Below are 12,498 nucleotides of genomic sequence, written 5' to 3' on the forward strand. Positions count from 1 at the left end.
AGCCGCCGTCCCGGTCCTCACCGCTCGCTGATCCTCCGCACGGAAATCCCCGCACAGCCGCTCAACCGTAGAGAAAGGTAGCAGCCGTCATGACCGAAACACATTCGCCCGGCATCGTCATCGCCGGGGCCGGGATCGGAGGACTGGCCGCCGCGCTGGCTCTGCACGCCCGTGGCCTGGAAGTCACGCTGCTGGAGGAGGCCGAGGAGATCCGGCCGCTCGGGGTCGGCATCAACATCCAGCCCGCGGCGATCGGCGAACTGACCGCCCTCGGGCTGGGCGGGAAACTGGCGGCCACCGGCATCGCCACCCGTGAGCACCGCTACCTCGATCACAAAGGCAGGACCATCTGGTCCGAGGCCCGCGGCATCGCCGCGGGCAACGACTTTCCGCAGTACTCGATCCACCGCGGCGACCTGCAGATGATGCTGCTCGACGCGGTGCGCTCGCGCCTCGGAGCCGACGCCATCCGTACGGCGACCCGGGTGCGAGGCTTCGAGCAGGACGCGGACGGCGTACGCGTCCACATCAGCTCGCGCTCCGGAGGCGAGTCCGGTATCGACGCCGAGGCCCTGATCGCCGGGGACGGCATGCACTCGGTCATCCGCGCGCAACTGCACCCCGAGGGGTCTGCGCTGCGCCGGACCCCCGTGCGGATGTGGCGCGGTCTGACCGAGATACCCGAGTTCATCGACGGCCGGACGATGATCATCGCCTCCGACGACCGGAGCAACCGGATGGTGGCGTACCCGTGCTCGCGGCCGCACGCCGAACGCGGCAAGGTGCTCCTGAACTGGGTGTGCCTGGCCGCGGACCCGGACTGGCAGGGCGAAGTACAGCTCAGCCCCGGCAGGTTCGAGGACCTGCTGCCGCACTTCGCCGACTGGGACTTCGGCTGGCTCGACGTCCGCGCGGCTCTGGAGTCGAGCGGGCAGCTCATGCACCACGTGATGGCCGACCGCGACCCGCTGCCCTCCTGGGGCGAGCACCGGGTCACCCTCCTCGGTGACGCCGCCCACCCGATGTACCCGATCGGCGCCAACGGCGGCACCCAGGCCATCCTCGACGGCGTCGCCCTGGCGGCCGAACTCGCCGACGCCGGCGGCGACGTGCCGGCCGCGTTCAAGCGGTACGAGAGTGTCCGGCTCCCGGCCGCCAACGCGATCGTCGAGGCCAACCGCAGCATGGACCACTCCGAACGCACCCTGGCGGAAACCTCCGCCGACGAGATGGCCGCCGGTCTGGAGACCATCACGACCGACTACCAGGATGTCGTCGACCGCGCGTCGGCCACCCGCCACTGACAGCGCACACGGGGGCCGGCGACGGCCCCCGCCTTCCTGACGGAACGGCTCTCCCCCGCGGCATCGCCGCGGGGGAGAGCCGTTCGCCGTACCGTCATAAGGCGAAGCCGGGGCCGAAGGTGCGGCAGCGCCGCAGCGCCGACCGGCTCTGGGCGACGAGGTGCAGCCTCTTCGCCAGACGCTCGACGTGGCGGTGCAGCTCGGCCGGGTTGAGGCCCGGATAGACGTCGGCGAGGATCGCCTGGTCCTCCGGGGTCACGCAGCGGTGGCGTTCGGTCCTGCGGTACGGGGTCGCCGTCTCGAACTCCTTGCGGCCGCCGCCCTGTCCGGGGCCCTGTCCGGGGCCCTGTCCGGGGCCGGACACCGAACGCTGCTGGGGATAGAAGTAGTTCGTCAGCCGTGAGAGCGCGGCCCAGATCTCGTTGAGGAGGGCCTGTTCACCCGGGGAGTCGTAGTGGTGGTCGCCCGCGAGTTCGTGCAGCATCCGCCAGCTCTGCTGGCCGACGTGGTGGCTGCCCCTGCCGACCGGGCGGGCATGGGTGAAGGTCACCCGGCGCTGCCGGCACCAGCGCAGCAGGGCCTCGTCGATCTCGGCGCCGTGGCTCCCGCAGTCGAGTCCGAGCACCGGGAAGGGCAGGTTCCTGGCGACCACGTCCAGGGCGAGGGGTGTCTGCCCGGCACCCCGGACCGTCCGGATCTCGGTCCAGCCGGTGGCGATGTCGGTGGCGGCCACGGTCAGCAGGCAACTGCCGCCCGTCGTACCGCCGTCGTGGCGTACGACCGCGATCTCGAAGAACCCGGGGTGGCCGTGGTCCCACTCCGTCCAGGTGACGAGCGGGAGTTCACCGCGCGGCCGGGAACCGGGCCGCAGCCGCCGGGCGGTTCCGGAGGACTGCCGGTACGGGGCGAGACGGCGGGAGATCGTCGCCGCCGACATGGACATCAGCAGCTCGGCGGACTCGTCGTCGAGGGACAGCTCGCGGTGGCGGCGCAGCACCGGCACCAGCTCGGGAAGCATCGGGGCCAGCCGCTTGCCCCCCGGCCGGTCGAGGATGGTCCAGCACAGCGTCAGCGCCGCGACGACCTCGGCGTCGTACTTCCTGCGCTGCGGGACCCTGCCCGGCTTGGGACGTGCGGCGTTCAGAAGCGCGTTGCGGGCGTGGCTGCGATGCCAGCCCGTCGCCGCACACACCTTGTCGAGGATGAGGGTCTTCTCCTGCTTGTCGGCCCGGGCGTAACAGAGGGCGTAGGTGTGGGCGAGCGCCCTGCGCTCGGCGAGCGTCGCCGCGGACGCACCTGGCGGCGCACCCGGCTCGGGCGCAAGGACGGCCGGACGGTCCCGGGCCGCGGCGGCCGGCACCAGCAGCGCGTTCAGCAACAGGGGCACCGGTGATCGTCTCCGGACCGCCCTGGCCTCCGGGCCGTCATCCGTGGAACTGCCCGCTCCGGTCCGGGCCTTGACTTTGACCGCGCTCATGGCTCCGCCCTCCGAAGGCTGCGGCCTCCCGGCGAGGCCCTTCAGCAGATCGTCGAATGAGCGCAAAGCCCTGGGTTGACAACTTCCCGAAACTTCCCGAGCAATTTCTTGCGTGTGGAAACGCCTCGGCAGTGGTGCTCCCGGGATTCGATCACGTCAGGTGCTCATCGCTTCACCGTCAGCAAGTGGAATCCTGCGGGTTGGGCACGGGAACCATGCCTGATCTTGCGTGCCTTGATCGGGAAATCGGGTTCACGGTGGCGGCCGTTGCGGCGGCGGTGTCGGCGGCGGTCGCGGGGGCGCTGACGCCGGGCCGGCCGGCGGCGGCCGAGCCGGGCGTGTGAGCCGGCGCGGCGTCAGGGTTCGATCAGGCCCACGCGGATCGCGTACCGGGTCAGCTCCAGGCGGTCGCGCATGCCCAGCTTCTGCAGCAGGTTGGCCCGGTGCCGCTCCACCGTCTTCGCGCTGATGACCAGCAGGTCCCCGATCTCCTTCGAGGAGTGGCCCTCGGCGACGAGCTTCAGGATCTCCTCCTCCCGCTCCGTGATGGGCCGGGCCGGCAGCGGGTCGCCCTGGCGGGCGCGGTCGAGGTAGCGGCGGATGAGGGCCGTCTCCGCACCCGGGTAGATGAACGGCTCGTCGCGCAGCGCGGCCCGGCACGCCTCGACGAGGTCCCGGTCGGCGACGGACTTCGGCACGTAGCCGGCGGCGCCGGCCTTCAGCGACTCGAAGAAGTACTGCTCGTTGTCGTGCATCGTCAGGATCAGTATCCGCAGCCCGGGCCGTACCCGGGACAGCTCGCGGGCCGCCTGCAGTCCGGTCAGCCGGGGCATCGCGACGTCCAGGATCGCCAGGTCCACGCCCACGGCCCCGTCCCGGACGAGCGCGACGGCCTCGGCGCCGTCGCCCGCCTCGGCCACGACGGTCAGGTCGGGCTCGGCGTCGAGGATGAGCCGGATCCCGCGGCGTACCAGCGCGTGGTCGTCGGCGAGCAGGACGCGGGCCTTGACCGCTCGGTTCATGCGCGGGTTCCCTGGGGACGGTGGACGCAGCCGGCGGGACCGGGCCTGACCGGGGCTGCGACCGGCGGAGAAGACGACCGTCCCGGCACCGATGGTGGCCCGGGCGGAGCCGGGCTGTCCATCCGTGCTGACACCCATTCTCGCGTCGTAGGCCGGGATGGCACGATATCCGCTGCTGCGCCGCGCGGGGGACCGGCTGCCCGGACCCGGGGCCGCGGACGCGCGACACCTACGCGAAAGTCGGAAAGGGGACGGCCGTGCCTGCGCCAAGGATGAGCACCACGCCGCTGCCGGGGATCGGCGTGAAGTACGACCTCACCACACGTGCGCAGAAGAAGCACCTGTCGGTGATCGCGCACCGGGACGGCACCCGGTCGATCAACGTCTACCGCTCCGACGACCCGGACGCCTGCTCGCTGTCGCTGCATCTGAACGGCGGAGAGGCGGCGGCGCTGATCGACGCGCTCATGCCCGCGCACCACAGCCCGAACCTGCTGCACACCACCGACCTGGGGCTGGTCGCCGAGCGCGTCGAGCTGTCGGCCACGTCGTACTGGAACGGCCGGGTGCTGGGCGAGACCCGGATCCGTACCGAGACGGGCGCGTCGATCGTGGCCGTACTCCGGCGCGCGGAGGCCATCCCCTCCCCCACTCCGGACTTCCGGTTCGCCGGCGGCGACACACTCATCGTGATCGGCACCCGCGAAGGCATCGAGGCGGCCGCGGCGCTGCTCGGGCGGGAGTGACCGCTTGCACTCCTACGCGGTTTTCCTCATCGAGTTCGGCGCCATCATCCTCGGACTCGGCCTGCTCGGGCGGTTCGCGGGCCGCTTCCAGCTCTCCCCCATCCCCCTGTACCTGCTGGCCGGGCTCGCCTTCGGCGAGGGCGGACTGCTGCCGCTCGGCGCCAGCGAGGACTTCGTGGCGATCGGCGCCGAGATCGGCGTCATCCTGCTGCTGCTCATGCTCGGCCTGGAGTACACGGCCAGCGACCTGGTCTCGAACCTGAAGACCCAGTACCCGGCCGGGCTCGTCGACTTCACGCTCAACGCCCTGCCCGGTGCCGTCATGGCGCTGCTGCTCGGCTGGGGCCCGGTCGCCGCCGTGGTGCTGGCCGGCGTCACCTGGATCTCCTCCTCCGGCGTCATCGCCAAGGTCCTCGGCGACCTCGGCCGGCTCGGCAACCGGGAGACGCCCGTGGTCCTCAGCGTGCTGGTCCTGGAGGACCTGGCGATGGCGGTGTACCTGCCGATCGTCACCGCGCTGGTCGCCGGCGCCGGCATCGCGCAGGGCAGCGTCACGCTGGCCATCGCGCTCGGCGCGGCGGGCGCGGTGCTGTTCGTCGCCCTCCGCTACGGCCGGCTGATCTCCCGCTTCGTCTCCAGCGACGACCCCGAGAAGCTGCTGCTCGTGGTCCTCGGCCTGACGCTCCTCGTCGCGGGTCTCGCCCAGCAGCTCCAGGTGTCGGCCGCGGTGGGCGCCTTCCTGGTGGGCATCGCCCTGTCGGGCGAGGTCGCCGAGGGCGCGCACAACCTGCTCAGCCCGCTGCGGGATCTCTTCGCCGCCGTGTTCTTCGTCTTCTTCGGCCTGCACACCGACCCCCAGTCGATCCCGCCGGTGATCCTGCCGGCGCTGGGGCTCGCGGTCGTGACGGCCCTGACGAAGATCGCGACCGGGTACTGGGCGGCGCAGCGCGCCGGGATCTCGGTGAAGGGCCGCTGGCGGGCGGGCGGCACGCTGGTCGCGCGCGGCGAGTTCTCCATCGTCATCGCGGGGATCGCGGTCACCGCCGGCGTCGAGCCGGAGCTGGGGCCGCTGGCGACGGCGTACGTGCTGGTGCTGGTGATCATCGGGCCGCCGGCGGCCCGGTACACGGAGCCGGTCGCGCTGCGGGTGACGGCGTGGCGGGCGGCACGGCAGGCGCAGCGGGTGGCCCGGCCGGCGGCCGGCGGCGGCGAGGTGGCCGCCGGGGCGGCGGAGGCGGGACCGGACACCCACTCCTCCGGCCGTGCGGAAGCGCTGACCGACGCGGAGGCGGGCGCCGGGACGAGCGCTGCCGAGGGGCCGCGGCTGCCGGCTCAGCGGAGCGAGTCGGCGCCGGCGGAGGACGAGCGTTCGCCCGGCAGCGGCGGCATGTAGCGCAGCAGGAGCAGCGCGGAGTCGTCGTCGAGTTCGCCGCCGGTGTAGACGCGCATGTCGGCGTTGAGCGCGGCGAGCACCTCCGCGGGCGGGTCCGCGGGGCTGAGGCAGGCGGCGTAGCGCGGAACCAGCGGGTAGAACTCGCCGCCGGCGTTCCGGGCTTCCAGGACGCCGTCGGTGACGAGGAGCAGTTCGTCGCCCGGGGCGAGGATCAGCTCGGTGGTCCGTGCCGGGGCGCCGGGGGGCGGCGCGGCGAGGGGGTCGATCGCGGGGTCGGTGGCGGGGACGACTCCGGAGCCGTGGCCGGCGCGGGGTGCCGGGCCGTCGTCGGGGGCGGCGGCCCGGAGCAGGCCGAGGCCCAGCGGCGGGTGGGCGGCGACCGGGGCCTCGCGCACCTCGCCCGCGGCGTTGCGGACCAGGGGCGGGGGATGCCCGTACGACAGGAGGGTGCAGCGGCCGCCCGTGGTGACCTCCACGAGCAGCACGGTGACGAAGTCCTCCGGTCCAGCCTCGCGCAGCACGATGTGTTCCATCCGGCGGGCGATCAGCGGCAGGTCCCGCTCGTCGTGCCCGACGGCGCGGAAGACGCCGAGCGCGCCGCCGCTGATGCGCACTGCGGGCAGCCCCTTGCCGCGTACGTCGCCGATCACGGCCCGCAGACCGGAGCCGGTGTCCACCACGTCGTAGAGGTCGCCGCCGACCTGCGCGTCGTGCGCGGCGGACGCGTAGCTGGCGGCGACGGCGAAGGGCCCGACGCGGTCGGGCGGCACCGGCAGCAGGGCACGCTGCGCCACGTCCGCGATGCGCTGCGCCCGCGCGAGCCGCTTCTCGCGGTCGACGCGTACGGTCTGGACGACGAGCCCGAGTGCGGTGGCGCCGACGACGGCGATGAACCGGGCGAAGAACTGGGCGGTGCCCGAGTCGTGGTTGTACCAGCTCAGCAGGGCTGCCAGCACCACTCCCAGGGTGCCGGCGGCGACGACGGCGGACCGCCGGCCGTTCACCGCGACGAGCACCGGGATGACCGAGAACAGCGCCCCGAGCGACTCCCCATCGGTGGTCACCAGGTCGGCGAGCGTGATGACGACGAAGAGGGTCGCCACGAACCACCGGGAGGAAACGATCGTGGCGACGTGCATCCCCCCAGCATGCAAGGCGGGCCCCGGCCCGGGGAGGCGGCCCGCCGAGGCGGTACCCCCTGCGGGGGGCGCGGCGGGATCCCGTGGCCGCCGGGCCCGGCGGCGGGAAGCCGCGGGGAGGGCCGAGCCGCGCGACGACACGACGGCCGCCCCGGGGCCGTACGGACCCGCGGGCGCCGTCGTGCGGGCGCCCCGCCACCGTGCGGCCCCGGGGCGGACCTCACTCCGGCGGCTGCGGGGTGCCCGCGCGGAGTTCCAGGCGGGTGCCGGTGAAGGCCGCGCGCATGCGGCGGTCGTGGGTGACCACGACCAGCGCGCCGGCGTAGCCGGCGAGCGCCTGCTCCAGTTCCTCGACGAGCGCGGGCGACAGGTGGTTCGTCGGCTCGTCGACGAGCAGCAGGTCGACCGGCTCGGCGATGAGCCGCGCGAGGTCGATGCGGCGGCGCTGCCCGTACGACAGCTCGCGCACGCGCAGCCGCAGGTCCGCCGGGCGGAACAGGCCGTACGACAGCAGCCGGGCGGCGTGCTCGTCCGGGGTGCCGGGCCGGTCTCCGGCGAAGGCCCGCAGCACGGTGGCGCCGGGCGGCCACGCGGTCTCCTCCTGCCGCAGATGCCCCACCCTGCCGGGCACCCGCACCACCCCGGAGTCCGGGCGCAGCTCGCCGGCGAGGACGCGCAGGAGGGTGGTCTTCCCCGCCCCGTTGGGTCCGGTGACGAGCAGCCGCCCGGCCGCTCCGAGCCGCAGCGAGGGCACCCGCAGCCGGTCCCCGACGACCACGCCGGCCAGCTCCGCGGCCGGCGCGGGGTCCGGTGCGCCGGGCGGCGCGGCCGGCGTCGCGTCCCGCACCACGCCGGGTTGTGCCGCCGCCCCGCCGTCGGCGGACGGCACCCCGGGCCCCCGCTCCTCCCGGTGCGCCGCCGCACCGACCGCCGGCCGGGCCCGGAACACCAGCGGTTGCGGTGGGGGCGGGACCGGGTTCGCCGTGAGGCGGGCGACGCGTTCCTTCGCGTTGCGGATGCGGCCCGCCGCGCCGTGGCCCCGGCTGCGGGTCCGGAACGCGCCGTGGCCGAAGACCGCCAGGGGCTGGGACCGCGGGATCGCCGCGAGGCGCGTCGCGGCGGCCTCCGCGAGCCGCCGGCTGCGGGCGAGTTCCGCGCGCCACTCCTCGTACTCGCGCAGCCGGCGGGCGCGTTCGGCTGCCTTCGCGGCAAGGTAGCCGTCGTAGCCGTCGCCGTAGCGGGTGACCCGGCCGGCGTCGACCTCCAGGACCGTCGTCGTCAGCCGTTCCAGGAACAGCCGGTCGTGGGTGACCGCGACGACCGTGCCGCGGTGCGCGCGCAGGTGGTCCTCCAGCCAGGCGACCGCCCCGTCGTCCAGGTCGTTGGTCGGTTCGTCGAGCAGCAGGACCTCGGGGCGTGCCGCCAGCGTCGCCGCCAGGGCGAGGCGGGAGCGCTCGCCGCCGGAGAGGGTGCCCAGGCGGCGGTCGCGCGCGAGGGCGGGCAGGCCGAGGCCGGCGAGGGCGGCGTCGACGCGGGTGTCCGCACGGTAGCCGTCGCGGGTCTCGTACTCCTCGACGAGCCGCCCGTACGCGGCCAGCGCCCCGTCCAGCGGCGCGCCCGGCGCCGCCCCGGCGAGCGCGGACTCGGCCCGCCGCAGCTCCGCCTCCAGCGCGCGGAGTTCGGCCAGCGCCGCGTCGACCGCGTCCTGGACGGTGGCCCGCGGCAGCAGGTCGAGGCTCTGCGGCAGGTAGCCGAGGCCGCCGGGGGTGGCGAGGGTCGTCTCGCCGGTGTCGGGGCCGGTCCGGCCGGCGAGGAGCCGCAGCAGCGTGGACTTGCCGGAGCCGTTGTCTCCGATGACGCCGGCCTTCTCGCCGGGGCGGACGGTGAGCGTCACGTCGGCGAGGACGGTGCGCTCGCCGTAGCGCTTGGTGACGGTGTGGAGGGAGAGTTGTGCGGTGGTCATGAGGTGGCTGCCCCTGTTCCCGGCCGTGGCCGCTCGCGACGGATCGAGGACGGGTCCGTACGCGAGGACGCCCGCGGCACCGCGGAAGGGCGGGGAGGAGGGGTACGCGCACGGACGGGCGCGACGACGGCGGAGCGTGGCTCTACGCGGTCGTGCGCCCGGCGGTGATCACAGCGTTCCCATGCCGTCAACGTAGCCGACGCCGGCCCGCAACGGCAACGTCCTTTCCCGCGGGGCCGGGAGCCCCGGGCCCTTGTAGAGTTCACACGACGACGCGATGCCGCTCCGGTGTCAGGCGGAACCGCCGGACACCGGAGCGGCATCCGTATGGGTGGCCGACCCGCGGCGTTCGGTTCGCCGGGCCGGGTGGCCGCGGAGGACAGGGGTGGGAGTCATGGCATACGGGAGACGTGTGCGCCGCTGGGGTGTTCCCGCGGCGTTATTCGCGGTGCTGTCCGCGTGCGGGGCGGCGTGCGACAGCGGCGGGGATCCGGAGGGGAAGGCGACCCCGGACGCGAGCGACAGCGCACAGGCGGTGGGGGGCGACGCGGCGGCGCCGCCGACGCCGGAGGCCGACCCGGAGCGGGTGCCGCGCACCGCGGCGCAGGCGCGGCGGATGATCGAGGACGTCATCGTCGGGCCGGAGCTGTTCGGTTCCCGGGCGGTACGGGCGACGCCGTACGAGAGCGACCCTGCGCGCTGGACGGTGCTCGCCGAGGACTGCGCGTGGCGCACGGAGGAGCTGCCGGACGACGTACTGGCCACGCTCACCCGCTACTTCGAGATACCCGCCGCGGACGGCAAGGGGCCGGTCGAGCTGTCCGCCACCGTCACCGTGCACCGTACGACGCTCGACGCGGCGTGGGAGCAGGCGCGGATGCTGGAGGAGGCAGTCGGCTGCCCGGAACAGACTCTGCGGGCGGGTGAGCGGCTGACGGGCCTGACGTCGATGGCGCTCGCGCGCGGCGAGGGCGCCAACGAGACGAGCGACGACTCGCTGTCCGAGCGCGGCGAGTGCGTCAGCGACACCCGGGGCGGGCCGTACCCGTACTCGTGGGACCAGTCGACGTTCGGCCCCGTGGTCGTCGGCGTGTCCGTCTGCGCCGGGGAGGGGAGTTCCGCGGAGGACGCGGCCGAGTTGGCCATCGAGCCCCTGGTGACGATGATGCAGCGGGTCCAGAACGCGGTCGCCCGCGAGGACGCGGACGGCGAGAGCAGCACCGCCCCGGGCACGAAGGAGGGTGACTGATGGAGCAGTTGCACCCCTCCGACCCCGCTCACCTGGGCGGGAACCGGCTGCTCGGCCGGCTGGGCGCCGGCGGCATGGGCGTGGTCTACCTCGCCCGCACCAAGGCCGGTACGCCGGCCGCGGTGAAGGTCATCCAGCCCGAGTACGCGGAACAGCCCGAGTTCCGGGCCCGCTTCCGCCGCGAGGCGGCCTCCGCCCGCCGGGTCGCGAGCCCGTGGGTGGTACCCGTGCTCGACGCCGACACCGAGGCCGACGCGCCGTGGCTGGCGACGGCGTTCGTGCCGGGCCCGTCGCTGGCCGAGGCGGTCACCGCGTGCGGGCCGCTCCCGGACCACGGCGTACGGGTGCTGGGCAAGGTACTCGCGCGCGCGGTGGCCGCGGTGCACGCCGCCGGCCTGGTCCACCGCGACCTCAAGCCGGGCAACGTGCTGCTCGCGCTCGACGGCCCGCGGCTCATCGACTTCGGCATCGCCCGGCCCACGGCGGCCGAGGAGACGGAGCTGACGGCGGACAGCATGGTCGTCGGCACGCCCGGCTTCCTCTCCCCCGAGCAGGCGCGGTCGCAGCCGGTCGGGCCGGCAAGCGACGTCTTCTCGCTGGGGTGTGTCCTGGCGTACGCGGCCACCGGCCGCCCGCCGTTCGGCACGGGCGCCCCGGACGCGCTGCTGTACCGCACGGTGCACGACGAGCCGGACCTCCGCGGCATCGCGGACGAGGAGCTGCGGGCTCTGCTCGTGCGCTGTCTGGCCAAGGATCCCGAAGCCCGGCCCACCGCGGCCGGGCTGGACGCCGAACTGGAGGCGGACGCACCGGAGGGCGGCATCGACTGGCTGCCGGACGCGGTGGTGCGGATGGTCGCCGAGCGGTCGGCCGAGATGCTGCAACTTCCCGGCATCGAACCCACCGAGGTCTCGGCGACACCGGCGGACAACGCGGGGAACGCCGGTGACGGCCTGGACACCACGGTCGCCGCGGGAGCCGCGGGCCCCGGCCGCCGCAGGGTCCTCGCGCTGGCCGGCGGCGGCGCCGTGTTCCTCGCCGCGGGCGGCGGCGCGCTGTGGGCGGTGCTGCGCGACGACGAAGACCCGCCCGCGGAGGCGAGCGGACCGCGGCGCACCATCGGGCTGCACGCGGACCTGACGGGGCCGCAGAAGGCGGCCGGCACCGCCCAGGAGCGGGCCGCCCGGCTCGCGGTGGCGCAGTTCAACGCCCGCCGGAACAAGCCGTTCACCTTGGACCTGGCCGTCGCCGACGACGGCGGCGACCCGGCCCGCGCGCTGACCGCCGCCCGGCGGCTGATCGGGAACCGCGACGTGCTGGCCGTCCTCGGCCCCACCGGCTACGCCTCCGTCCAGGCGACCCTGGACGCCTACGACGGCGCGGGGATGCCGGTGCTGACGGTGTCGGAGGGTTCGTTCAGCGCGTCGCAGGCGGCGCTGACCGGCGATCCGAAGACGTACTTCCACGCCACGGCCCTCGGCGTGCGGGCCGCCTTCACGACCGTGTACACGCTGATTCAGCAGGGCGCGACGCACGTGGGCCTGCTGGCCGACCGCGCGGGCGCGATCCGCGGCTACGAGCACGCCAACATCGTCCACGGCGGTGCGGCGGACCTGGAGCTGGAGCTGTACCTGCGCTTCGTACCTGCCGCCGCAGGCGCCGAGGCGCTGGACCCGGTGGTGGCGGACATCGTCGACCACGGTGTCGACGCGTTCTACTACAGCGGCACGCCCGAGCGCGCCGCTGTGGTCGCACGCGAGCTGGCGAAGCGGGGCTTCGACGGCCCGCGGTTCCTCGACGAGCCTGCGGCCGGCGGGCCGTTCACGGCCGCGGCGGCCGACGCGGCCGAGGGCTGGCAGACGCTGACGCCGTACGTCGGTGCGGACGCCGATTCCGTACGGGACTTCGCCGCCGCGTACCGCAAGCGGTTCGGCGCCGCGCCGGGGCCGTGGGCGGCGGAGGCGTACGACGTCACGCGGCTGATCGCCGACCGGCTGACCGCGCTCGCGCGCAGGTCGAAGCGCAGGCCCACGCGCGAGGCGGTGGCCGCGTCGGTGGCCGGGGCCGGCTTCGAGGGGCTGACGACCACCTACAGCTTCGACGGTGAGAGCAGGCAGATCGAGCAGGGGAAGATCCACCACTACCGCGTCGAGGGCGGCCGGTTCGACTACGTCGGCCCGGTGGCGCTCCCCGGCTCCTGACGGG

Annotated in this window: 10 protein-coding genes; 6 read left to right on the top strand and 4 right to left on the bottom strand. The window is 74.6% G+C overall.

Annotation, left to right across the window (positions count from 1 at the left end; translation table 11 throughout):
- Nucleotides 1-89: 89 nt before the first annotated feature.
- Nucleotides 90-1,304 (top strand): FAD-dependent monooxygenase, encoded by a 1,215-nt coding sequence (locus tag O7599_RS03365; protein ID WP_281620568.1) that lies wholly within the window; start codon nt 90-92, stop codon nt 1,302-1,304.
- Between the two features lie 94 nt (nt 1,305-1,398).
- On the opposite strand, the gene O7599_RS03370 is transcribed toward O7599_RS03365, so the two are convergent.
- Nucleotides 1,399-2,691 (bottom strand): hypothetical protein, encoded by a 1,293-nt coding sequence (locus tag O7599_RS03370; RefSeq protein ID WP_281620569.1) that lies wholly within the window; start codon nt 2,689-2,691, stop codon nt 1,399-1,401.
- 146 nt (nt 2,692-2,837) lie between these two features.
- Between O7599_RS03370 and O7599_RS03375 the strand changes: the two genes are divergently transcribed.
- Nucleotides 2,838-3,125 (top strand): hypothetical protein, encoded by a 288-nt coding sequence (locus tag O7599_RS03375; protein WP_281620570.1) that lies wholly within the window; start codon nt 2,838-2,840, stop codon nt 3,123-3,125.
- A 12-nt stretch (nt 3,126-3,137) separates the two neighbouring features.
- Here O7599_RS03375 and O7599_RS03380 read toward each other — a convergent pair whose 3' ends face one another.
- Entirely contained in the window at nt 3,138-3,803 is a 666-nt protein-coding gene (locus tag O7599_RS03380; protein ID WP_281620571.1) for a response regulator transcription factor, read from the bottom strand.
- Between the two features lie 272 nt (nt 3,804-4,075).
- Between O7599_RS03380 and O7599_RS03385 the strand changes: the two genes are divergently transcribed.
- Together O7599_RS03385 and O7599_RS03390 are read left to right on the top strand one after the other, a co-directional pair.
- On the top strand, nt 4,076-4,549 hold the full coding sequence (locus O7599_RS03385) for a TrkA C-terminal domain-containing protein (protein WP_281623265.1): 474 nt from the start codon (nt 4,076-4,078) through the stop codon (nt 4,547-4,549).
- Between the two features lie 4 nt (nt 4,550-4,553).
- The gene (locus O7599_RS03390; RefSeq protein WP_281620572.1) at nt 4,554-5,942 is read left to right on the top strand and encodes a cation:proton antiporter; all 1,389 of its coding nucleotides are present in this window, start codon (nt 4,554-4,556) and stop codon (nt 5,940-5,942) included.
- Here O7599_RS03390 and O7599_RS03395 read toward each other — a convergent pair.
- Both O7599_RS03395 and O7599_RS03400 read right to left on the bottom strand, forming a co-directional pair.
- Nucleotides 5,882-7,081 (bottom strand): PP2C family protein-serine/threonine phosphatase, encoded by a 1,200-nt coding sequence (locus O7599_RS03395; protein WP_281620573.1) that lies wholly within the window; start codon nt 7,079-7,081, stop codon nt 5,882-5,884. The genes O7599_RS03390 and O7599_RS03395 overlap by 61 nt on opposite strands.
- A gap of 220 nt (nt 7,082-7,301) precedes the next feature.
- Nucleotides 7,302-9,044 carry an ABC-F family ATP-binding cassette domain-containing protein gene (locus O7599_RS03400; protein ID WP_281620574.1) on the bottom strand — a complete coding sequence of 581 codons (1,743 nt, stop codon included), beginning with the start codon at nt 9,042-9,044 and terminating at the stop codon, nt 7,302-7,304.
- Between the two features lie 394 nt (nt 9,045-9,438).
- Here O7599_RS03400 and O7599_RS03405 point away from each other — a divergent pair, with 394 nt between their 5' ends.
- Nucleotides 9,439-10,293 carry a hypothetical protein gene (locus tag O7599_RS03405; RefSeq protein ID WP_281620575.1) on the top strand — a complete coding sequence of 285 codons (855 nt, stop codon included), beginning with the start codon at nt 9,439-9,441 and terminating at the stop codon, nt 10,291-10,293.
- Complete coding sequence (locus tag O7599_RS03410) at nt 10,293-12,494, top strand: bifunctional serine/threonine-protein kinase/ABC transporter substrate-binding protein (protein ID WP_281620576.1); 2,202 nt, start codon at nt 10,293-10,295, stop codon at nt 12,492-12,494. The genes O7599_RS03405 and O7599_RS03410 overlap by 1 nt, the downstream gene beginning before the upstream one ends.
- Nucleotides 12,495-12,498 lie beyond the last annotated feature (4 nt).

The organism is Streptomyces sp. WMMC500 (assembly GCF_027497195.1).
In the GTDB taxonomy this organism is placed as follows: Bacteria; Actinomycetota; Actinomycetes; order Streptomycetales; family Streptomycetaceae; genus Streptomyces.

What these genes read in the sequence shown, in the direction of transcription:
- O7599_RS03365 (WP_281620568.1), top strand. Translation starts at nt 90, where the DNA reads ATGACCGAAACACATTCGCCCGGCATCGTCATCGCCGGGGCCGGGATC.
- O7599_RS03375 (WP_281620570.1), top strand. Translation starts at nt 2,838, where the DNA reads ATGAGCGCAAAGCCCTGGGTTGACAACTTCCCGAAACTTCCCGAGCAA.
- O7599_RS03380 (WP_281620571.1), bottom strand. Translation starts at nt 3,803, where the DNA reads ATGAACCGAGCGGTCAAGGCCCGCGTCCTGCTCGCCGACGACCACGCG.
- O7599_RS03385 (WP_281623265.1), top strand. Translation starts at nt 4,076, where the DNA reads ATGAGCACCACGCCGCTGCCGGGGATCGGCGTGAAGTACGACCTCACC.
- O7599_RS03395 (WP_281620573.1), bottom strand. Translation starts at nt 7,081, where the DNA reads ATGCACGTCGCCACGATCGTTTCCTCCCGGTGGTTCGTGGCGACCCTC.
- O7599_RS03400 (WP_281620574.1), bottom strand. Translation starts at nt 9,044, where the DNA reads ATGACCACCGCACAACTCTCCCTCCACACCGTCACCAAGCGCTACGGC.
- O7599_RS03405 (WP_281620575.1), top strand. Translation starts at nt 9,439, where the DNA reads ATGGCATACGGGAGACGTGTGCGCCGCTGGGGTGTTCCCGCGGCGTTA.
- O7599_RS03410 (WP_281620576.1), top strand. Translation starts at nt 10,293, where the DNA reads ATGGAGCAGTTGCACCCCTCCGACCCCGCTCACCTGGGCGGGAACCGG.